The following is a 19,307-nucleotide window of genomic DNA, read 5'->3' as shown; positions in this document are numbered from 1 at the left end:
GAACGGATGAGCAGTCGGGTCGTGACGGCGGCGTAACCGCGCGGGTGCGGGCGCGTTGTTCCCCGTGACGGCCGTGGCGGGGAAGACCCCGAGCCCCCACCACGGCCGTGAAGACCCTTCTCCTGACGCGGTCGGCCCCTCGTCTCAGGCGAGGCCCGCGCGGTCCAGGGCCTCGGTGCCTGCGCGCAGGGAGGCGATCCGCTCGTCGAGCGTGAAGCCCGCGGGGGCGAGGGTGAGGGTGGTGACCCCGGCCGCGGCGTAGGCCCTCATGCGGTCGGCGATGCGGTCGACGGAGCCGAGCAGGGTGGTCCGGTCGATCAGGTCCTGCGGTACGGCGGCCGCGGCGCCCTGCTTGTCGCCCGAGAGGTACTTGTCCTGGATCTCGGCGGCTTCCTTCTCGTACCCCATGCGCTGGGCGAGCTGGTTGTAGAAGTTCTGCTTGCGGCTGCCCATGCCGCCGACGTACAGGGCCGTGTAGGGGCGGAAGGTGTCGGCGAGCTGCGACACGTCCTTGTCGTCGCCGACGGCGAGCGGCACGGTCGGGCAGATGTCGAACCCGTCGAGGCCCTTGCCCGCCTTCTCGCGCCCGGCGCGCAGGTGCTTGACGGCCGTCTCCTCCAGGTGGTCGGCCGAGGGGAAGATGAGCAGCGCCCCGTCGGCGATCTCCCCGGTCTGTTCCAGGTTCTTGGGTCCGATGGCGGCGATGTAGAGCGGGATGTGCTCGCGCTGCGGGTGCACGGTCAGCTTGATCGGCTTGCCGGGGCCGCCGGGCAGCGGCAGCGTCCAGTGCTCGCCCTCGAAGGACAGGCGTTCGCGGGTCATGACCCGGCGGATGATCTCGACGTACTCGCGGGTGCGGGCGAGGGGCTTGTCGAACGTGACCCCGTACCAGCCCTCGGAGACCTGCGGCCCGGAGACGCCGAGGCCGAGCCGGAAGCGGCCGCCGGAGAGCGAGTCGAGGGTCGCGGCGGTCATCGCGGTCATCGCCGGCTGACGGGCCGGGATCTGGAAGATGGCCGAGCCGACGTCGATCCGCTCCGTGTGCGCGGCGACCCAGGTCAGCACGGTGGCCGCGTCCGATCCGTACACCTCGGCGGCCCAACACACGGCGTATCCCAGCCGTTCGGCCTCCTGCGCCACGGCCAGATTGTCCGCGTCCATCCCGGCACCCCAGTACCCCAGGTTGATCCCGAGCTGCATGGCCGATTCCCCTTACCGGTGAGTAACGTCCCTGTCCCGCAGACATTAGCGCGCCTCGGCAGCGGACGGCAGCGGCGCCCCGGGGAGCCATGGACGACACACGGTCGAGGGGAGCCCGGGTGCTGGGGAAAACGGTTGTCCACAGGTGCCCACGGGGCCAGTTCTGGCCAGTAGGGTCGACGGACATGGAGCAGAGGCATCTCGGCCGTACCGGCCTGCGCGTGTCCCGGATCGGGCTCGGCACCCTCACCTGGGGCCGGGACACCGACGAGCACGACGCCGCGGACATGCTGAAGGCGTTCTGGGAGGCAGGCGGAACCCTCGTCGACACCGCGGACGTGTACGGCGCGGGTGAGGCCGAGTATCTGCTCGGACAGCTGATAGAAGGGCTCGTGCCGCGCCGGGACCTGATCATCTCGACGAAGGCGGGCAGCGTACCGGACCCCGACCGCCGCTTCGACGGCTCGCGCGGCCATCTGCTCGCCGCGCTCGACGCCTCCCTGGCCCGCCTCGGCACGGACTACGTCGACGTCTGGCACATCCACGCCTTCGACCCGCACACCCCGCTGGAGGAGACCCTTCAGGCCGTCGACCTGGCCGTCAGCAGCGGTCGCGTGCGCTATGCGGGAATCTCCAACTTCTGCGGCTGGCAGCTCGCCAAGGCCGCCACCTGGCAGCTGTCCCAGCCGGGCACCCGCACCCGGCTGGCGAGCACACAGCTGGAGTACTCGCTGCTCCAGCGCGGCGTGGAGCGCGAAGTGCTGCCCGCCGCCCTCGACCTGGGCATCGGCCTGCTGCCCTCCTCCCCGCTCGGCCGCGGCGTGCTGACCGGCAAGTACCGCAAGGCGACTCCCCCGGACTCGCGCGGCGCCTCCGAGCACATGGCGCCGTTCGTCGCGCCGTACCTGGACGACACCGCGAGCCGGATCGTGGACGCGGTGGCGACGGCGGCGGACGGGCTCGCGGTGACCCCGCTCCAGGTGGCACTCGCCTGGGTCCGCGACCGTCCAGGCGTGGCCGCCCCGATCATCGGCGCGCGCAACGCGCAGCAGCTCACGGCCGCATTGTCAGTGGAGGCGCTTAGTCTTCCTGACGAGATCTGCCGAGCGCTCGACGACGTGTCGGCGCCCCTGCACCGCTATCCCGATCACGACTGGAGCACGCTGTGAGCACGGACCCGGAGACCACGGAGGAAGCCCGGCCGGGGACCCCCGAGGCCACAGACCCCACGGACGCCACGGACGCCACGGACGCCACGGACCCCGCCGACGGGACGGAGAGCGCGGACGGGGCGGAGAGCGCGGACGGGGCGGAGAGCGCGGGCGAGGACAGCGCCGCCGCCGGGGAGGGCGGTACCGAGGCCGCCGCCCAGCAGTCCGAGGCGGCGGCGGAACTCGCCGCACAGCGCGTCGAGCGGGAGCGGATCGAGCGGCGCAAGGCCGAGAAGAGGGGTCCGGTCGAGAGCGGCGCCAAGCTCAGCGGCACGGCGGCCGATCTGCTCGCGGCCGTGCGGGCGGTGGAGAGCGGCGAGCGGCCCGTCACCGCGGCCTTCGACGAACCGGCGCCCGCCCCGCGCAGGCCGGCGACCCCGGAGCCCGCGCGCCGGCCGCAGCCCGCCCCGGCCCCCGAACCCAGCGCCCCGGCGCCGGCGGCGGTCGACGCGGTACGCGGGGTGCTGGCCGAGGGCGGCGCTCCCGAGGGCCTCGCGCCCCAGGTCGCCGCGGCGCTCGGCGAGGGCGCGGGGGCCCGGCTGCGGTCCGATCCCTGGCTGTTGCTGCGGGTCACCGGTGTACGGCCGGAACAGGCCGACGGCTTCGCACGGGCGCTGCTCGGCGCCGAGTGCGGCCCGGACGACGAGCGGCGCGGCCGGGCGGTGACGGGCTGGCTGCTGGAGCAGGCGGCACTGGCCGGGCACACCGCCCTGGAGATGTCCGCGCTGCTCGCCGCGCTGGCCCAGCGGGGCGTGCCGGATCCGGACGCGGCTGTGCAGAGCACGCTCGCGGAGGGCGAGGCCCTGGTCTTCCAGGACGCCCTGGAGGAGCCGGGCGCCCCGGCCCGGCCGCGGCCGGCACAGAACGACAAGGAAGGCGCGCAAGGCACGGAGGGCGCGGAAGGCGCAGCCGACGAGGAAGAGGAGGAGCGGCCCGTCCGGGTCCTCGTCGGCCTGGAGCGGTACGCGCTCGCCGAGGAGAGCCTCGCCGACGGCCTGGCCCGGCTGGTCAACTCCGTACCGAAGGAGGACGGCCCGACTGAGGACTGGGAGCGGGCGGCCGGCACCGCGGGGGGCTCGGCGGGCGAGCTGATCGGGGCGGTCGCGCGGCACGGACTGGTGCTGCACACGGGCGGCCACGCGTCCCTCGTCGACCCGGCGCGCCTGCTGCACGAGGCGCCCGCGCTGGGCCTGCGGGCCTGGGCCGCCGCGTACACGGCCGGTGGCCGGGACGACTGCGCGGCGCTGCTCGCCGGCTTCGACCGGCCGGACGGACGGGAGGACGGGACCGGCTGCGGGACCGCGACCGTGGCCGGGCTGCTGGCGGGCGCCGAGGGACCGGGGCGGGACGCGGACGGCGCCCTGGACCTCGATCTGCTGATCGTGCTCGACGCGCCCCAGCTCGACGTCGAGACCGCCGCCCTGCTCGTGGAGTCGCTGCCGGACGGGGCCCGGCTGGTGCTGTCCGGTGACCCCGCGGTGCTGTGGTCGGCCGGGCCCGGCCGGGTCTTCGCCGATCTGCTCGTGACCCGGGCGTGCCCGCAGATCGCCTCCCGGGTGCCCGACCCCGGCCCGCTCGGCGAGCTCGTCTCCGGTATCGGCATCGGCGAACTGAACCAGGTCGAGGCGCCCGGCAAGGAGGTCGTGATCGTGCCCGTGCGGGACGCGGGCGAGGCCGTGCACCGGACCGTGCAGCTGGTCGCGGACTCGGTGCCGCGGGCCATCGGCATCCCGGCCGAGCAGACGGTGGTGATCACACCGGGGCACGGCGGAGCGGCCGGGACCCGCGCGCTCAACGCGGCGCTCAAGGAGCGGCTCAATCCGGGCCCCGGCCGCTTCGGCGGCTTCGACCCCGGTGACCGGATCGCCTACTCCCCCGCTCCCGGCCGTACGCTCCCCGGCCAGGTCGTGACGGCCGACGCCGACGGACTGCACCTGTCCTGCGCGGGCGGGCCGGTCGTGGTGGCGAGGGAGCAGGTGGAGCGGTCCGTGCGGCACGGATGGGCGCTGACCGCGCACCAGGCGGCGGGCGCCCGGTGGCCGGCGGTGGTCGCGGTGCTGCCCGGCGATGCCGCGCAGGCGCTCAACAGGCCATGGGTGTACACGGCGTTCGGCCGGGCCGGCCGCCATCTGTCCGTCGTGCACGGCGTGGAGCAGGCGCTGCCGAGAGCGGTCGCGGAGATCCCCGCCAAGCCCCGGACCACCCGGCTGCCGGCCCTGCTGCGCGCCCAGCTCCCGGCGGCCGGCTGACCCGCACGGCACCGCCGGGACGGAAGGCGGCGGGTGAAACACAGCGGTGCCGCACGGGTCTCACGCCCGTGCGGCACCGTCGTCGGTCCGGTTCAGCGATCCGCGTCCAAGGGTTCCAGGTCCTCGTCGCCGTCCAGGTCGAGGTCGTCCTCAAGATCGTCGTCGTCCGCGCCGTCGGCGCCGTCCTCGGTGTCCTCGTCGTCGAAGACGGCGCTGACGTCGAAGCGGCAGACCACCCGCTCCGGGTCGATCTGCTCGAACGGCGCCTCCAGCCACTCGCCGGGATCGGCGGGCTCGTCCGCGGCGGTCACCCACAGCGTCGAGTCGCCCTCCTCCAGGCCGAACTCCTTGTGCCGGGAGGCGATCTCGTCCGGTTCGAACTCCCCGAACAGGACCCCCAGCGCCTCGTGCACCGTGCCGGTGGCATCCGCGCCCGCGCCGTCCTCGTACTCCGCGGCCTCGACCCGCTCGGCCTGGGCCAGCAGCCGCTGCGGCTCCACCACGGCGTAGTCGCGGCGGATCAGCACGCTCAGGGCGTTCGGTTCCTCGGGTCCCGCGTACGGCGGCAGCGACTCATCCGTGCCGGGGATCTCGAAGGGCGTGACCTCGTCGTAGCGGTCGTAGAGCAGCTCGTCGTAGGCCTCGGCGGCCGCCGCGAGCTGGTTGAACGCCTCGTAGACGGTCGGGTCGTCCTCACCCGACCTGCGTTCGACCGCAGCCAGGTGGCGGTCGAGCGCGGTCTTGACCGCCTCGGCGGCGGCGCGTACCTCGGCAGCGGTGGGCTGCGCAGCATCAGACATAGTGCAGACGCTATCCGTACCCGGCCCCAGCCCGCACAATAGATGCGATGCCGGAATACGAATTTGTCGACGTGTACGTTCCGCGCGGGGTGTCCCGCAAGGACGCGACGCGTCTGCTGACGGACCATGCCGAGTACGGACACTGGGAGTTGGACCGACTGAGCCTGCTGCGCGACGGCAGCCGCAGGGTGCGGTTGCGCCGGCGGATCATCCGCCAGGTGCGGGCCACATGGTGAGACCGGGCACCTGAACGGAGCGGGCCCGCTGCGCGGGGCTGTGCGACGGAGCTGCCGCCCCGCGGGCGGACGTCCGAGACGTCGGCGGCCGGTGTCGTGGCGAGGGTCGTGGGCGGGGTGCTCGGCGCACTCGGGCGGCCCGGGTTTCCGGGCGGGGTGTTTCCGTGACTGCCGCCCGGAGGGGTTTCCTGCCCGCCGCCGAGTGGTGGGGTCGGGTGGCCGCCACCCGAGTCTCCGCCATCGGCGCAGTCGTTCCCGGTCGCGGCGTTGCCGGCCCCGATGACGTCGATGCTGTTGCCGCACCCGTCCACCGGCACGTCGATGCCGGACAGCGCGCCGGGTGCGTGCGTGGTGGTGCTGCCCGCTCGCGAGTCGGTGTGGGCGTGTCCGTTCATCGCGGCGGGCGCTCCGGTTGCCGCCACCCCGTACTGAATTCCCCGCTCTGTCGTTCCGCGGGGCGAGAACGGGTCGGCCCCGGAGCGCATGGCGCGCGCTCCGGGGCCGATGAGAAGACGTCTCTCAGGGAGTCGACGTCACTTGTTGATGCAGGTGTTGCCGAAGGCGGGGTTCAGCAGCCCGATCACCGAGATCGTGTTGCCGCAGACGTTCACGGGGACGTTCACCGGGATCTGGATGACATTGCCGGAGACGACACCCGGGGACTGCACGGCGGCACCCTGGGCACCGGAGTCGGCGACGGCGAGGCCCGCGCCCGCGAGAACCAGACCACCGGTAGCAGCCGCAGCGGCGACGACCTTCTTGAGCATTGTTCCTCCTTGTTGGCACAAGCGGTCTCAGCTGCGGACCGCACCACGTGTAACGAGGAGGGAGTAATGGAGCTACGAGCGTATCGTCGCATTCACTCTTCCCAGTGGACTCCGTACGTGTGCCCGAATTCAGGACGCGTCGATGAACCGGTCGAGCACCCGCACCCCGAACTTCAGCCCGTCCACCGGCACCCGCTCGTCGACGCCGTGGAACATGCCCGCGAAGTCCAGCTCCGGGGGCAGCTTCAGGGGCGCGAAGCCGAAGCCCCGGATGCCCAGGTCGTCGAAGGACTTGGCGTCCGTGCCGCCGGAGAGCATGTACGGGATCGCCTTGGCGGCCGGGTCCTCGGCGACCAGCGCGGACTGCATCGCCTCCACCAGCGCCCCGTCGAAGCCGGTCTCCACGGCCTTGTCGGAGTGCACGTCCTCCCGCCGTACCTTCGGCCCGAGGATCCGGTCGAGGTCGGCGAGGAACTCCTCCTCGTACCCGGGCAGGAACCGCCCGTCGACATGCGCGGTGGCCTCGCCCGGAATGACGTTGACCTTGTAGCCGGCGTTCAGCTGGGTGGGGTTGGCGGTGTTGCTCAGGGTGGCGCCGATGAGCTTGGCGATGCCGCCGAGCCTGGCGAGCGTGGCCTCCATGTCCTCCGGGTCCAGCTCGGTGCCGAGCGCGTCGCCCAGTTCGTCGAGGAAGGCCCGGGTGGTCTTGGTGACCCGCACCGGGAACCGGTGCCGGCCCACTCGGGCGACCGCCTCGGACAGCTCGGTGATCGCGTTGTCCCGGTGGATCATCGAACCGTGCCCGGCGGTGCCGGCCACGGTCAGCTTCATCCAGTGCATGCCCTTCTCGGCGGTCTGGATCAGATAGAGGCGGCGCTGCTCGTTCACGGTGAACGAGAAGCCGCCGACCTCGCTGATCGCCTCGGTGACGCCCTCGAACAGCCCGGGATGGTGGTCGACCAGCCAGCGGGCGCCGTAGCTGCCGCCAGCCTCCTCGTCGGCGAGGAAGGCGAGCACGATGTCCCGGGGCGGCCGCCGGCCACTGCGCAGCCGGTCGCGCACGACGGCCAGGGTCATGGCGTCCATGTCCTTCATGTCCACGGCGCCGCGCCCCCAGACGCACCCGTCCGTGACCTCGCCGGAGAACGGGTGGTGGGTCCAGTCGTCGGCATTGGCCGGTACGACGTCGAGGTGGCCGTGGATCAGCAGTGCGGGCCGGGACGGGTCCTCGCCCTCGATGCGGGCCACGGTCGAGGCGCGCCCCGGGTGCGACTCGAAGATGCTCGGTTCGAGACCCACCTCGGCGAGCTTCTCGGCGACGTATTCGGCGGCCTTGCGCTCGCCCGGGCCCGAGTGGTCGCCGTAGTTGCTGGTGTCGATCTGGATCAGCTCGCGGCAGAGGTCCACGACCTCGTCCTCGCCGGTGACGCCCCTGGCCGTGTCCGTCTCGCTCACGCTGCTTCCTCCCGCGCTGTCGCTGCTGGTGGTCCCCCTCATCCTCCCTCGCCGCCGCCTCGGCCCCAAGCCCGGACGCGGCCCGTCACAGGGCGTTCACGCGGGACAGGAGGCGGGGACGGGGCGTGATCGGCGCTCCCCGAAAGCCTGGTAATGTTTGCCTCGTCGCCGCAGGGGAAGCCCGCGCGACAGACACCTTGTCCGGGTGGCGGAATGGCAGACGCGCTAGCTTGAGGTGCTAGTGCCCTTTATCGGGCGTGGGGGTTCAAGTCCCCCCTCGGACACTCGCAGAAACCCCAGTTGATCTGGGGTTTTTCTGTTTCTGTGGACGTGTTCGCCGTCGTCTTCGGCGGCCCTCGGACGGGCCTCCCGAGTGGCTGGACAGAGCGGTCGACCCTAGCGTCGTACTAATATTTCCGGCTTGTGCTTGTTATGGAGCTGGAGCCGGACAACCCCAGGCAGACCTGCGGGCCCGCCAGCGCCCCGGAGGTTTCCGGGAACGAGACGTGAGGACCCGATGGCAGCCATACACGAGGGCGGTGCTCTCGGCCTGCTCGACGAGGCGATCAGCGAAGAGCTCCACGAGGCGATCGGCGAGGAGACCGGTGAAGAGACCGGCGCCGGGGCGCGTGAGCGGTTCGGTGACCGGGCGCGGTTCGCCGCGGCCCCCGCCGCGCCGCCGCGCACGCTGATCGACGTCTTCGAGGCCACCGTGCGCTCCCACCCCGAGGAACCCGCCCTGGACGACGGTGCCGAGCAGCTCACCTACCGTGTACTGGCCGCGCGGGTCGAGCGGCTGCGACGGCGGCTCGCGGCCGCCGGGGTCGGGCTCGGGGACCGCGTGGGGGTGCGCGTCCCGTCGGGCACCAACGAGCTGTACGTGGCGGTCCTGGCGGTGCTCGCGGCCGGTGCCGCCTACGTCCCCGTGGACGCCGAGGACCCGGACGAGCGGGCCGAGCTGGTGTTCGGGGAGGCCGCGGTGGGGGCCGTCGTCGAGGCCGGACACCGGATCACCGTCCACCGATCCCCCAGCGCGGCCGGCTCGCCTGCCGCGCGCCCCGGTACCGGGCACGACGCCTGGATCATCTTCACCTCCGGCTCCACCGGGAAGCCCAAGGGCGTCGCCGTGACGCACCGCAGCGCCGCCGCGTTCGTGGACGCGGAGGCGGCCCTGTTCCTCGCCGACGACCCCGTCGGGCCGGGTGACCGGGTCATGGCGGGGCTGTCCGTGGCGTTCGACGCGTCCTGCGAGGAGATGTGGCTGGCGTGGCGGTACGGGGCCTGTCTGGTGCCCGTGCCCCGGTCGCAGGTCAGGAGCGGCGCGGACCTCGAGCCCTGGCTGGTGGAGCAGGAGATCACCGTGGTGTCCACGGTGCCGACGCTGGCCGCGCTGTGGGAGCCCGAGGCCCTGGGCGACGTACGGCTGCTGATCTTCGGCGGGGAGGCCTGCCCGCCCGAGCTGGCGCAGCGGCTGGTGACGGAGGGCCGCGAGGTCTGGAACACCTACGGGCCGACCGAGGCGACCGTCGTGGCCTGTGCGGCGCTGCTGACCGGCGCGGAGCCGGTGCGGATCGGGCTGCCGCTGGCCGGCTGGGAGCTGGCCGTGGTCGACGAGGCGGGCGAGCCGGTGCCGATGGGCGGCAGCGGGCAGCTGGTGATCGGCGGTGTGGGGCTCGCGCGTTACCTCGACGCCGAGAAGGACGCGGAGAAGTACGCGCCGCTCGCGTCGCTGGGCTGGGAGCGCGCGTACCGCAGCGGGGACCTGGTGCGGGCGGACCCGGAGGGGCTGGTGTTCCTCGGGCGGGCCGACGAGCAGGTCAAGCTCGGCGGGCGGCGGATCGAGCTGGGCGAGGTGGACGCCGCGCTGCAGGCCCTGCCGGGCGTCGGGGGCGCAGCCGCCGCGGTGCGCACGGCACGCGGCGGCAACCAGCTGCTCGTCGGCTATGTCGTCACCCAGGACGGCTGGGACCACGCCGCCGCGGTCGAGAAGCTGCGCGCCGCCCTGCCCGCCGCCCTGGTCCCGCTGCTCGCGCCCGTCGACACCTTGCCGACCCGGACCTCCGGCAAGGTCGACCGGGCCGCCCTGCCCTGGCCGCTGAAGGGGGTGGAGGCACCCCCGGCCCGGTTGCACGGCACCGAGGCATGGCTCGCCGAACAGTGGACCGAGGTTCTCGGCATCCCCGTGAACGGGCCCGACGACGACTTCTTCGCGATCGGCGGCGGCAGCCTGGCCGCCGCCCAGCTCACCACACGGCTGCGCACCCGCTACCCGAGCGCCGCCGTCCTCGACGTCTACCAGCAGCCCGTGCTGCGCAAGCTGGCCCGACGGCTGGCGGCGGCGGAGCCGGAGGAGGGCCCGCGGCGGACGGTGCCGCCGGTTCCGGTGCGCGCCCGGGTGATCCAACTGCTGCTGCTCGTGCCGCTGTTCACTCTGCTCGGGCTGCGCTGGTGCGTGGTGCTTGCCGCGGCCGGGAACCTGCTGCCCGGCTACGCCTGGCTGCCGACGGCGTCGTGGTGGCTGCTCGCGGCCGGTGCCGTGCTGCTGTTCAGCCCGCCGGGCCGGATCGCGCTCGCCGCGGGCGGGGCGCGGCTGTTGCTGCGGGGTGTGCGGGCGGGACGGTATCCGCGCGGCGGCGGTGTGCATCTGCGGCTGTGGGCGGCGGAGCGGCTGGCCGAGGCCACCGGGGCGACCGAACTGACCGGGTCGTGGCTGGAGCGGTACGCGCGGGCGCTGGGCGCCCGGGTCGGCGCGGACGTGGACCTGCACTCGCTGCCGCCGGTCACCGGCATGCTCAGGCTGGGCCGCGGGGCCGCGGTCGAGTCCGAGGTGGACCTGTGCGGGTACTGGGTGGACGGGGACCGGGTCGAGATCGGCCCGGTGAAGGTGGGCGCGCACGCCGTGGTCGGCACCCGGAGCGTGCTGTTCCCGGGCGCCCGGGTGGGCAAGCGGGCCGAGGTGGCGCCGGGTTCGGCGGTCACCGGGCAGATCCCGACCGGGCAGCGGTGGGCCGGCGCGCCCGCGGTCAAGCTCGGCAAGGCCAAGCGGAACTGGCCCAAGCAGCGGCCGCAGCGCGGCACCGCCTGGCGGGCGATGTACGGCGCGACCGGTGTCGCGCTGAGCGCCCTGCCGGTGGCGGCGGGTGCGGCGGCGCTGCTCGTGAGTACGCTCTTCGTGCGGCCCGGGGACGGGCTCGGTCAGGCCCTGCGCGGGGCCGCGCTGGGGCTCGTGCCGGCCACGCTCGCGTTCGGGGTGGCGTACGCCCTGCTGCTCGTCGTCGCGGTCCGGCTGCTCAGTCTGGGGCTGCGCGAGGGTACGCATCCGACGCACAGCCGGGTCGGCTGGCAGGCCTGGACGGTCACTCAGCTGATGGACCGGTCCCGCCAGACGCTGTTCCCGCTGTACGCGGGGCTGGTCACTCCGGTGTGGCTGCGGCTGCTGGGGATGCGGATCGGCCGGGGCGCCGAGGTGTCGACCGTGCTGGCGCTGCCGAGCCTGACCACGGTGGGCGACGGCGCGTTCCTGGCCGACGACACGCTGACCGCGCCGTACGAGCTGGGCGGTGGCTGGGTGCGGATCGGGCGTGCGGAGATCGGGCGGCGGGCGTTCCTCGGGAACTCGGGGATGACCGCGCCGGGGCGGAGCGTGCCGGACGGCGGTCTGGTCGGTGTGCTGTCCGCGACGCCGAAGAAGGCGAAGAAGGGCAGTTCGTACCTGGGGCTGCCGCCGGTCAAGCTGCCGCGCAGCGCGGCCGACAGCGATCTGAGCCGCACCTATGACCCGCCGGCCCGGCTGCGCTGGGCGCGTGGGCTGGTGGAGCTGTGCCGGATCGTGCCGGTGCTGTGCTCGGCGGCGGTGGCCGTGCTGACGGCGGCGGCGCTGTGCGCGCTGGGCGGCTGGGCGCCGGCGCTGTCGGGTCTTGTGCTGCTCGCGGCGGGGATCGTCGCGGGCGTCGGGTCGGTCGTGGCGAAGTGGTCGCTGGTGGGGCGGCATCGCAGCGGGGAGCACCCGCTGTGGAGCGGTTTCGTGTGGCGCAACGAACTGGCGGACACCTTCGTCGAGGTGCTGGCCGTGCCGTGGCTGGCCGGTGCCGTGCCGGGGACGCCGCTGATGACGGCGTGGCTGCGCGGTCTTGGCGCGCGGATCGGCCGTGGTGTCTGGGTGGAGAGTTACTGGTTGCCCGAGACGGACCTGGTGACGCTGGCGGACGCCGCCACGGTCAATCGCGGCTGTGTGCTGCAGACGCACCTCTTCCACGACCGGATCTTGCGGACGGATACTGTGGTTCTCCGTGAGGGCGCCACACTGGGCCCTGGCGGGATCGTGCTGCCCGGCAGCACGGTGGGGGCCCGTACCACCCTGGGTCCCGCGTCGCTCGTCATGGCCGCGGAGTCCGTCCCGGACGACACTCGCTGGCTCGGCAATCCGATCGAGGCATGGCGTCCCTGAGCGCGGGCCACCCGGAGCCGGTCCGTGCCCCGGTACAGGGTGGCGGCACGGCGCAGGGAGCGGACGCGGCAGTGGCAGTTCAGCAGTCGGTGGGGCAGGACCCTTACTTCCCGGACAACGGTGATTCCCGGTACCGGGTGCACCGCTACGAGCTCGCGCTGGACTACCGTCCCGGTCCCAACCGGCTGTCGGGCACGGCCCGGATCAACGCCATCGTGGGGCGGTCGCCGCTGGCCGAGTTCCAGCTGAACCTGGCCGACTTCAAGATCGGCCGGGTCCGGGTGGACGGCCGGCAGCCGCACTACACGCACCGGGGCGGCCGGCTGCGCGTCCGGCCGGCGAAGCCGCTGCGGGCCGGGGCGGCGTTCACGGTGGAGGTGCACTGGTCCGGCAATCCCAAGCCGGTGAACAGCCCGTGGGGCGGGCTCGGCTGGGAGGAGTTGGCGGACGGGGCGCTGGTGGCGAGCCAGCCGGTGGGCGCGCCGTCGTGGTTCCCGTGCAACGACCGGCCCGCGGACAAGGCGTCGTATCTGATCTCGGTGACCACGCCGTCCGCGTACGCGGTGGTCGCGGGCGGGCGGCTGCTGACCCGGACGACGAAGGCGTCGACGACGACGTGGGTGTACGAGCAGTCCGCGCCGACCTCCAGTTATCTCGTCGGGCTGACGATCGGCAAGTACCAGACGGTGCTGCTGGGCGATCCGGGGCCGGGCGGCATCCCTCAGCACGGCCACATTCCGGCGCATCTGCTGCCGGAGTTCTCCCGGGACTTCGCGCGGCAGCCCGCGATGATGGAGCTGTTCCAGGAGTTGTTCGGGCCGTATCCGTTCGACGAGTACGCGGTCGCGGTCACGGAGGAGGAACTCGATGTGCCCGTCGAGGCGCAGGGGTTGTCGCTGTTCGGCGCCAACCATGTGGACGGGGCGCGGGGTTCGGAGCGGCTGGTCGCGCACGAGCTGGCGCACCAGTGGTTCGGCAACAGTGTGTCCATCGCCGACTGGCGGCACATCTGGCTGAACGAGGGGTTCGCGAAGTACGCGGAGTGGTTGTGGTCGGAGCGTTCGGGTGGGCGTACCGCCCAGCAACTGGCTGCCGTCGCGCACCGGTTGCTGTCCTCGCAGCCGCAGGATCTGCGGCTGGCGGATCCGGGCCGCAAGGCGATGTTCGACGACCGGCTCTACGAGCGGGGCGGGCTGGCTGTGCACGCGGTGCGGTGTGCTCTCGGCGATGAGGCGTTCTTTCTGATGCTGCGCAGCTGGGTGCGGCTGCATCGGGGGGGGGCGGTGACGACTGAGGCGTTCGCGGCGCATGTCGGGCGGTTCGCCCGGGAGCCGGTGGAGGGGGTGTTCACGGCGTGGGTACGGGGCGCTGCGCTGCCTTCTTTGCCTGTGTTTCGGGCTGGGGAGTGAGCTTCGCCTTGCCGGCGGGGGTGGGTCGGGATGTCGGTTGCCTACGCCCCCCTTGCGGGGAGCTCGGCCGTCAAACCCCTGCGGGCGCCTGGCCGTCGGGCCTCTGCGGGAGCGTCGTGGCTGAGCGCGCAGTTCCCTGCGGGGCGCCTGGCCGTCGGGCCGCTGCGGCAGCGTCGTGGCTGAGCGCGCAGTTCCCTGCGGGGCGCCTGGCCGTCGGGCCGCTGCGGGAGCATCGTGGTTGATCGCGCAGTTCCCCGCGCCCCCTTTCGGGGCGCCCGGCCGTCACGACCCTGCGGCAGCGTCGTGGCTGGGCGCGCCGTTCCCCGCGCCCCTTGGGGGGGCTGCCATCAACGGCGGAATCAGGGCCCCGTGCCGACAGGTCTGCACCTCGTTGTTCGTTGCCTGCGGGGCCCGGTCGGCGGGGCGTTGCACAATGGGGGGATGGTGATGGGGTCTTTGTGTCCGTGTGGGGTTGGGGATTATTACGGGTGTTGTGGGCGGTATCACCGGGGGGTGGGGGGCGCGCCTACTGCCGAGGTGTTGATGCGGTCGCGGTATGCGGCCTTTGTGCGGGGGGACGTGGGGTATCTGCTGCGCACCTGGCATCCGCGGACGCGGCCCGTGCGGCTCGAACTCGATCCGGGGCTGCGGTGGACCGGTCTGGAGGTGCTGGGGACGACGGACGGCTCGGCCTTCCACACCGCCGGGACCGTGGCCTTCCGGGCCTCCTACCGGGGCGGCTCGCTGCACGAGCGCAGCCGGTTCGAGCGGTTCGACGGGGCGTGGGTGTACGTCGACGGGGAGTTCCTCGACTGACCGTCAGGGCGCGAGGATGTCGAGTTCCTGGAGCGCGCCCTCGGTGATCTCGCGGGTCAGCTGCTCGGCGCGGGCCGCGTCGCCGCCGCGTACCGCCTCCGCGACCTGGACGTGCAGGGTGACGGCGGCCGGGTCGGGGTCCTCGAACATGACCTCGTGGTGGGTGCGCCCGGCGAGCACCTCGGCGACGACGTCGCCCAGCCGGGCGAACATCTCGTTGCCGGACGCGGTCAGGATGACCCGGTGGAAGGCGACGTCGTGGACGAGGTACCCCTCCAGCTTGTGGCCGCGTGAGTTGGCGACCATGCCGAGCGCGCACTCGGTGAGTTCGGCGCACTGCTCCGCCGTGGCGTGCTGCGCGGCGAGCCCGGCCGCGACCGGTTCGATGGCCGAGCGCAGCACGGTCAGGGAGCGCAGCTGGCGCGGGCGGTCGGTGCCCGCCAGGCGCCAGCGGATGACCTGCGGGTCGTACACGTTCCACGCGGATTTCGGCAGCACGGTCACGCCCACCCGGCGCCGGGACTCGACCAGGTGCATGGACTCCAGGACGCGCACCGCCTCGCGCATCACCGAACGCGACACCTCGAAGCGCTGGGCCAGTTCGTCGGTGCGCAGCACGCTGCCCCCGGGGTAGTCCCCCGCGGTGATCGCGGGGCCGAGGCTGTCCAGTACGCGGCCGTGCAGCCCCCGGCCCGGTGTGCTCATGCACTCAGCGTACAGAGTGGATCACGCTCACAAAAAGTCAGACTTATTTGTCACAGACTCTTGAATTCGTCGTACCTAATGGGTTTCAGTGTGCCGACGTCAGATGTCGACGTCGCATGTCGAGGAAGACAGCGAGGCAGTGATGCGTACCCCCCACGTCGTCGTGGTGATGGGCGTCGCCGGCACGGGCAAGACCACGATCGGTCCCCTGCTCGCGGCCCGGCTCGGCGTCCCGTATGCCGAGGGCGACGACTTCCACCCGCCCGCCAACATCGCCAAGATGTCGGCCGGGACCCCGCTGGACGACGCGGACCGGTGGCCGTGGCTCGATGCCATCGGCGGCTGGGCCCACGGGCGGGCGGGGCTCGGCGGAGTGGTGAGCAGCTCGGCGCTGAAGCGGTCGTACCGCGACCGGCTCAGGGCGGCGGCCCCGGGGATCGTGTTCGTGCACCTGACGGGTGACCGCGCGCTCATCGAGGACCGCATGGCCCACCGGCAGGGCCACTTCATGCCGACCGCGCTGCTGGACTCGCAGTTCGCCACGCTCCAGCCGCTGGAGCCGGACGAGCCGGGGGTCACCGTGGACGTCTCCGGCAGCCCGGACGAGATCACCGAGCGGGCCGTCGCGGCACTGGCCGCACTTCCCGGCACCGCGCGGTGACACCCCCGCACAACCCCCAGCGGTAGCACCCCCACCTCAGCAACACCTCCCCCGTCCCCGTCCATCTGCAAGGGAATCCCCGTGACCAGACTCAGTGCCGAGATGCTGGCAGCGGACACCGTCCAGCCCATCACCTCGGCTGGGCACGCCCAGCTCGGCATCGCCGTGCTGGCGGGCATCGCCGTCATCGTCCTGCTCATCACCAAGTTCAAGCTGCACGCCTTCCTGGCGCTGACCATCGGCTCGCTCGCGCTGGGCGCGTTCGCCGGGGCGCCGCTCGACAAGGTGATCACCAGCTTCACCGCCGGGCTCGGCAGCACGGTCGCCGGTGTCGGCGTGCTGATCGCGCTGGGCGCGATCCTCGGCAAGCTGCTCGCCGACTCCGGCGGCGCCGACCAGATCGTCGACACCATCCTCGCCAAGGCGGGCGGCCGGACGATGCCGTGGGCGATGGTGCTGATCGCCTCCGTGATCGGCCTGCCGCTGTTCTTCGAGGTCGGCATCGTGCTGCTGATCCCGGTGGTGCTGATGGTCGCCAAGCGCGGCAACTACTCGCTGATGCGCATCGGCATCCCGGCGCTCGCGGGCCTGTCCGTGATGCACGGCCTGGTGCCGCCGCACCCCGGCCCGCTGGTCGCGATCGACGCGGTCGGCGCCAACCTGGGCGTCACGCTGGCCCTCGGTGTGCTCGTCGCCGTCCCCACCGTCGTCATCGCGGGCCCGCTGTTCTCGAAGGTCGCCGCCCGCTGGGTGGACGTCCCGGCGCCCGAGCGGATGATCCCGCAGCGTCCCTCCGAGGAGTTGGAGAAGCGCCCCGGCTTCGGCGCCACGCTCGCCACGATCCTGCTGCCTGTGGTCCTGATGCTGGCCAAGGCGCTGGTGGACATCGTCGTCGACGACCCGACGCACCTGGTGCAGCGCGTCTTCGACGTCATAGGCTCGCCGCTGATCGCGCTGCTCGCGGCCGTGATCGTCGGCATCTTCACGCTGGGCCGCCCGGCCGGGTTCTCCAAGGACCGGCTCTCGCGGACCGTCGAGAAGGGCCTGATGCCGATCGCCGGCATCCTGCTGATCGTCGGCGCGGGCGGCGGCTTCAAGCAGACGCTGATCGACTCCGGCGTCGGCCAGATGGTCCTCGACATCTCCAAGGACTGGTCCATCCCGGCGCTGCTGCTGGCCTGGCTGATCGCGGTGGCGATCCGGCTGGCGACCGGTTCGGCGACCGTGGCGACCGTGTCGGCGGCCGGTCTGGTCGCCCCGCTGGCTGCCGACATGTCGACCACCCACGCGGCCCTGCTGGTCCTGGCGATCGGCGCCGGCTCACTGTTCCTGAGCCATGTCAACGACGCCGGGTTCTGGCTGGTGAAGGAGTACTTCGGGCTCAGCGTCGGCCAGAACCTGAAGACCTGGTCGGTGATGGAGTGCATCATCTCCGTGGTCGCCGGCGCCCTGGTCCTCCTGCTCTCCCTCGTGATCTAGGAAGGGTACGGCGATGACGGCTCACCCCCTCTTCGACATCGGCGGGCGCACGGCCCTGGTCACCGGCTCCAGCCGGGGCATCGGGCTCGCGCTGGCCCGCGGTCTGGCCGAGGCCGGCTGCACGGTCGTGCTCAACGGACGCGACGGCGCCCGGCTCGCCGAGGCCGCCGCCGGCCTGCCCGCCGGCCGGGTGCACACGGCGGTGTTCGACGTGACCGACGGACCGTCCGTGGCGGCGGGCATCGCGGACGTCGAGGAGCGGGTGGGCCCGCTCGACATCCTGGTCAACAACGCGGGCATGCAACTGCGCGCCCCGCTCCTGGAGTTCACCGACGCCGACTGGCACCGGATCCTGGACACCAACCTGACCAGCGCGTTCCTGGTCGGCCGCGAGGCGGCCCGGCGGATGACGGAGCGCGGCCACGGCAAGATCGTCAACATCTGCTCGCTGCAGAGCGAGGTGGTGCGCCCCGGCATCGCGCCGTACGCGGCGACCAAGGGCGCGCTGAAGCTGCTCACCAAGGGCATGTGCGCGGACTGGGGGCCGTACGGCGTCCAGGTGAACGGGCTCGGCCCCGGGTACATCGAGACCGAGCTGACCCGGCCGCTCGTCGAGGACGAGGAGTTCACCGCCTGGGTGCGCCGCCGTACCCCGGCCGGGCGCTGGGGCCGTACCGAGGACCTGGTCGGCGGGGTGCTGTTCCTCGCCTCGCCGGCCGCGGACTTCGTCAGCGGGCAGGTGCTGTATGTCGACGGCGGCATGACGAGCGTGCTGTGAAGGAGGCCGACGCGATGTGGGGCTGTGTGATCCACGGGCGCGGTGATCTGCGCGTCGAGGAGCTGCCGGTGCCGGAACCCGGCCGCGGACAGGCGCTCGTCGCCGTCCGCTACGGCGGGGTGTGCGGCTCCGACCTGCACTACTGGCGGCACGGCGGGGTCGGTGACTTCCGGCTCCGGGAGCCGATGGTGCTCGGCCATGAGGTGGTGGGCACGGTGGTCGGGTACGGCGCCGGCGCCTCGGGGCCGGCCGTCGGTACGGCCGTCGCCGTGCACCCCGCCACACCGTGCGGGGCGTGCCCGGAGTGCGCGGCCGGGCGGCGCACCGTGTGCCGGGACACCCGCTACCTCGGCAGCGCGGCCCGTTTCCCGCACGTCCAGGGCGGGTTCGCGGCCCGCGTGGCCGTGCCGGCCGGGCAGTTGCGTGCCCTGCCCGCCGGTCTGGAGCCGCGCCGGGCGGCGCTCGCCGAGCCGCTGTCGGTCGCGCTGCACGCGGTGCGGCGGGCCGGGCCGGTGGCCGGGCGGCAGGTGCTGGTGACCGGGGCCGGGCCGATCGGATGTCTGGTGGTCGCCGCGGTGCGGGCGGCGGGCGCGGCCCGGGTGACCGTGACCGACCTGCTGCCCGAGGCGCTGCGGTACGCCGCTGTGGCGGGCGCCGACACGGTCGTCCGGGCGGACGATCCGGACGACACCGGCTGGCCGGCCGAGGTCGATGTGGCCGTCGAGGCCTCGGGGGTGGCCGCCGGGCTCGACACCTGTCTGCGGCTCGTGCGGCGCGGCGGGGTCGTGGTGCAGCTGGGCATGCTGCCGCCGGGGCAGAGCCCGTTCGCGGGGAACCTGGTGGTGAGCCGGGAGATCGAGCTGCGCGGGGCGTTCCGGTTCGACGCCGAGTTCGACGAGGCGCTGGAACTGCTGGCGGCCGAGCCCGCGTTCGACGGGCTGATCAGCGCGGTGGTCCCGGTGACCGAGGCGGAGCGGGCCTTCGCCCTGGCGGCGGACCGCAGCCGCTCGTGCAAGGTGCTGCTGGACTTCGACGCCTGAACCGACGCTCCGCGGCCGGTGGCTCCGGCTGCGGGGCGCCGCGGGCGGCAAGCG

Annotated in this window: 15 protein-coding genes, 1 tRNA gene and 1 pseudogene; 11 read left to right on the top strand and 6 right to left on the bottom strand. The window is 73.2% G+C overall.

Going from position 1 to position 19,307, the window contains the following annotated elements; all coding sequences use genetic code 11:
- Nucleotides 1-144: 144 nt before the first annotated feature.
- On the bottom strand, nucleotides 145-1,200 hold the full coding sequence (locus CTZ28_RS06165; protein ID WP_121888222.1) for an LLM class F420-dependent oxidoreductase: 1,056 nt from the start codon (nucleotides 1,198-1,200) through the stop codon (nucleotides 145-147).
- A 185-nt stretch (nucleotides 1,201-1,385) separates the two neighbouring features.
- On the opposite strand from CTZ28_RS06165, the gene CTZ28_RS06160 reads away from it, so the two are divergent.
- Nucleotides 1,386-2,369: an aldo/keto reductase gene (locus CTZ28_RS06160; RefSeq protein ID WP_121888221.1), complete on the top strand. Its 984-nt coding sequence runs from the start codon at nucleotides 1,386-1,388 to the stop codon at nucleotides 2,367-2,369.
- Nucleotides 2,366-4,660, top strand: a complete 2,295-nt coding sequence (locus CTZ28_RS06155; protein WP_121888220.1) for a helix-hairpin-helix domain-containing protein — start codon at nucleotides 2,366-2,368, stop codon at nucleotides 4,658-4,660. Before CTZ28_RS06160 ends, CTZ28_RS06155 begins: the two co-directional genes overlap by 4 nt.
- A 92-nt stretch (nucleotides 4,661-4,752) precedes the next feature.
- On the opposite strand, the gene CTZ28_RS06150 is transcribed toward CTZ28_RS06155, so the two are convergent.
- Complete coding sequence (locus CTZ28_RS06150; RefSeq protein WP_121888219.1) at nucleotides 4,753-5,460, bottom strand: hypothetical protein; 708 nt, start codon at nucleotides 5,458-5,460, stop codon at nucleotides 4,753-4,755.
- A 47-nt stretch (nucleotides 5,461-5,507) separates the two neighbouring features.
- Here CTZ28_RS06150 and CTZ28_RS06145 point away from each other — a divergent pair, with 47 nt between their 5' ends.
- Entirely contained in the window at nucleotides 5,508-5,696 is a 189-nt protein-coding gene (locus CTZ28_RS06145; protein WP_005485166.1) for a DUF5703 family protein, read from the top strand.
- A gap of 254 nt (nucleotides 5,697-5,950) precedes the next feature.
- Here the strand turns inward: CTZ28_RS06145 and CTZ28_RS48050 are convergent.
- The 3 genes and pseudogenes from CTZ28_RS48050 to CTZ28_RS06130 form a co-directional block, all read right to left on the bottom strand.
- A pseudogene (locus CTZ28_RS48050) lies at nucleotides 5,951-6,091 on the bottom strand (chaplin family protein); the annotation flags it as partial.
- Nucleotides 6,092-6,229: 138 nt separating this feature from the next.
- Complete coding sequence (chpH, locus tag CTZ28_RS06135; RefSeq protein WP_121888218.1) at nucleotides 6,230-6,463, bottom strand: chaplin ChpH; 234 nt, start codon at nucleotides 6,461-6,463, stop codon at nucleotides 6,230-6,232.
- 129 nt (nucleotides 6,464-6,592) lie between these two features.
- Nucleotides 6,593-7,918, bottom strand: a complete 1,326-nt coding sequence (locus CTZ28_RS06130; protein ID WP_121888217.1) for a M20/M25/M40 family metallo-hydrolase — start codon at nucleotides 7,916-7,918, stop codon at nucleotides 6,593-6,595.
- A gap of 199 nt (nucleotides 7,919-8,117) precedes the next feature.
- Here CTZ28_RS06130 and CTZ28_RS06125 point away from each other — a divergent pair.
- The 4 genes from CTZ28_RS06125 (at nucleotide 8,118) to CTZ28_RS06110 (ending at nucleotide 14,590) form a co-directional block, all read left to right on the top strand.
- Nucleotides 8,118-8,202, top strand: a tRNA-Leu gene (locus tag CTZ28_RS06125).
- Between the two features lie 233 nt (nucleotides 8,203-8,435).
- Nucleotides 8,436-12,365 carry a Pls/PosA family non-ribosomal peptide synthetase gene (locus CTZ28_RS06120; RefSeq protein ID WP_121888216.1) on the top strand — a complete coding sequence of 1,310 codons (3,930 nt, stop codon included), beginning with the start codon at nucleotides 8,436-8,438 and terminating at the stop codon, nucleotides 12,363-12,365.
- 71 nt (nucleotides 12,366-12,436) lie between these two features.
- The gene (locus CTZ28_RS06115) at nucleotides 12,437-13,774 is read left to right on the top strand and encodes a M1 family metallopeptidase (RefSeq protein WP_121888493.1); all 1,338 of its coding nucleotides are present in this window, start codon (nucleotides 12,437-12,439) and stop codon (nucleotides 13,772-13,774) included.
- 447 nt (nucleotides 13,775-14,221) lie between these two features.
- Complete coding sequence (locus CTZ28_RS06110) at nucleotides 14,222-14,590, top strand: YchJ family protein (RefSeq protein WP_121888215.1); 369 nt, start codon at nucleotides 14,222-14,224, stop codon at nucleotides 14,588-14,590.
- Nucleotides 14,591-14,593: 3 nt separating this feature from the next.
- Here CTZ28_RS06110 and CTZ28_RS06105 read toward each other — a convergent pair whose 3' ends face one another.
- Nucleotides 14,594-15,295: a FadR/GntR family transcriptional regulator gene (locus CTZ28_RS06105; protein ID WP_121888214.1), complete on the bottom strand. Its 702-nt coding sequence runs from the start codon at nucleotides 15,293-15,295 to the stop codon at nucleotides 14,594-14,596.
- Between the two features lie 142 nt (nucleotides 15,296-15,437).
- Here CTZ28_RS06105 and CTZ28_RS06100 point away from each other — a divergent pair, with 142 nt between their 5' ends.
- The 4 genes from CTZ28_RS06100 (at nucleotide 15,438) to CTZ28_RS06085 (ending at nucleotide 19,253) form a co-directional block, all read left to right on the top strand.
- A complete protein-coding gene (locus CTZ28_RS06100) occupies nucleotides 15,438-15,956 on the top strand; it encodes a gluconokinase (RefSeq protein ID WP_121888213.1) in 519 nt (172 codons plus the stop codon).
- An 81-nt stretch (nucleotides 15,957-16,037) separates the two neighbouring features.
- A complete protein-coding gene (locus tag CTZ28_RS06095) occupies nucleotides 16,038-17,435 on the top strand; it encodes a GntT/GntP/DsdX family permease (RefSeq protein ID WP_121888212.1) in 1,398 nt (465 codons plus the stop codon).
- A gap of 13 nt (nucleotides 17,436-17,448) precedes the next feature.
- Nucleotides 17,449-18,213 carry an SDR family oxidoreductase gene (locus tag CTZ28_RS06090; protein ID WP_121888211.1) on the top strand — a complete coding sequence of 255 codons (765 nt, stop codon included), beginning with the start codon at nucleotides 17,449-17,451 and terminating at the stop codon, nucleotides 18,211-18,213.
- 14 nt (nucleotides 18,214-18,227) lie between these two features.
- Nucleotides 18,228-19,253: an L-idonate 5-dehydrogenase gene (locus CTZ28_RS06085; protein ID WP_121888492.1), complete on the top strand. Its 1,026-nt coding sequence runs from the start codon at nucleotides 18,228-18,230 to the stop codon at nucleotides 19,251-19,253.
- The last annotated feature ends 54 nt before the right edge of the window (nucleotides 19,254-19,307 follow it).

Origin of the sequence: Streptomyces shenzhenensis (assembly GCF_003688995.1) — a bacterium.
GTDB lineage: Bacteria > Actinomycetota > Actinomycetes > Streptomycetales > Streptomycetaceae > Streptomyces > Streptomyces shenzhenensis_A.
The sequence above is the reverse complement of the archived record's forward strand: the minus strand, read 5'-3'. Positions and strand labels throughout refer to the sequence as shown.

What these genes read in the sequence shown, in the direction of transcription:
- CTZ28_RS06100 (WP_121888213.1), top strand. Translation starts at nt 15,438, where the DNA reads ATGCGTACCCCCCACGTCGTCGTGGTGATGGGCGTCGCCGGCACGGGC.
- chpH (WP_121888218.1), bottom strand. Translation starts at nt 6,463, where the DNA reads ATGCTCAAGAAGGTCGTCGCCGCTGCGGCTGCTACCGGTGGTCTGGTT.
- CTZ28_RS06110 (WP_121888215.1), top strand. Translation starts at nt 14,222, where the DNA reads ATGGGGTCTTTGTGTCCGTGTGGGGTTGGGGATTATTACGGGTGTTGT.
- CTZ28_RS06160 (WP_121888221.1), top strand. Translation starts at nt 1,386, where the DNA reads ATGGAGCAGAGGCATCTCGGCCGTACCGGCCTGCGCGTGTCCCGGATC.
- CTZ28_RS06120 (WP_121888216.1), top strand. Translation starts at nt 8,436, where the DNA reads ATGGCAGCCATACACGAGGGCGGTGCTCTCGGCCTGCTCGACGAGGCG.
- CTZ28_RS06085 (WP_121888492.1), top strand. Translation starts at nt 18,228, where the DNA reads ATGTGGGGCTGTGTGATCCACGGGCGCGGTGATCTGCGCGTCGAGGAG.
- CTZ28_RS06165 (WP_121888222.1), bottom strand. Translation starts at nt 1,200, where the DNA reads ATGCAGCTCGGGATCAACCTGGGGTACTGGGGTGCCGGGATGGACGCG.
- CTZ28_RS06150 (WP_121888219.1), bottom strand. Translation starts at nt 5,460, where the DNA reads ATGTCTGATGCTGCGCAGCCCACCGCTGCCGAGGTACGCGCCGCCGCC.
- CTZ28_RS06105 (WP_121888214.1), bottom strand. Translation starts at nt 15,295, where the DNA reads ATGAGCACACCGGGCCGGGGGCTGCACGGCCGCGTACTGGACAGCCTC.
- CTZ28_RS06090 (WP_121888211.1), top strand. Translation starts at nt 17,449, where the DNA reads ATGACGGCTCACCCCCTCTTCGACATCGGCGGGCGCACGGCCCTGGTC.
- CTZ28_RS06145 (WP_005485166.1), top strand. Translation starts at nt 5,508, where the DNA reads ATGCCGGAATACGAATTTGTCGACGTGTACGTTCCGCGCGGGGTGTCC.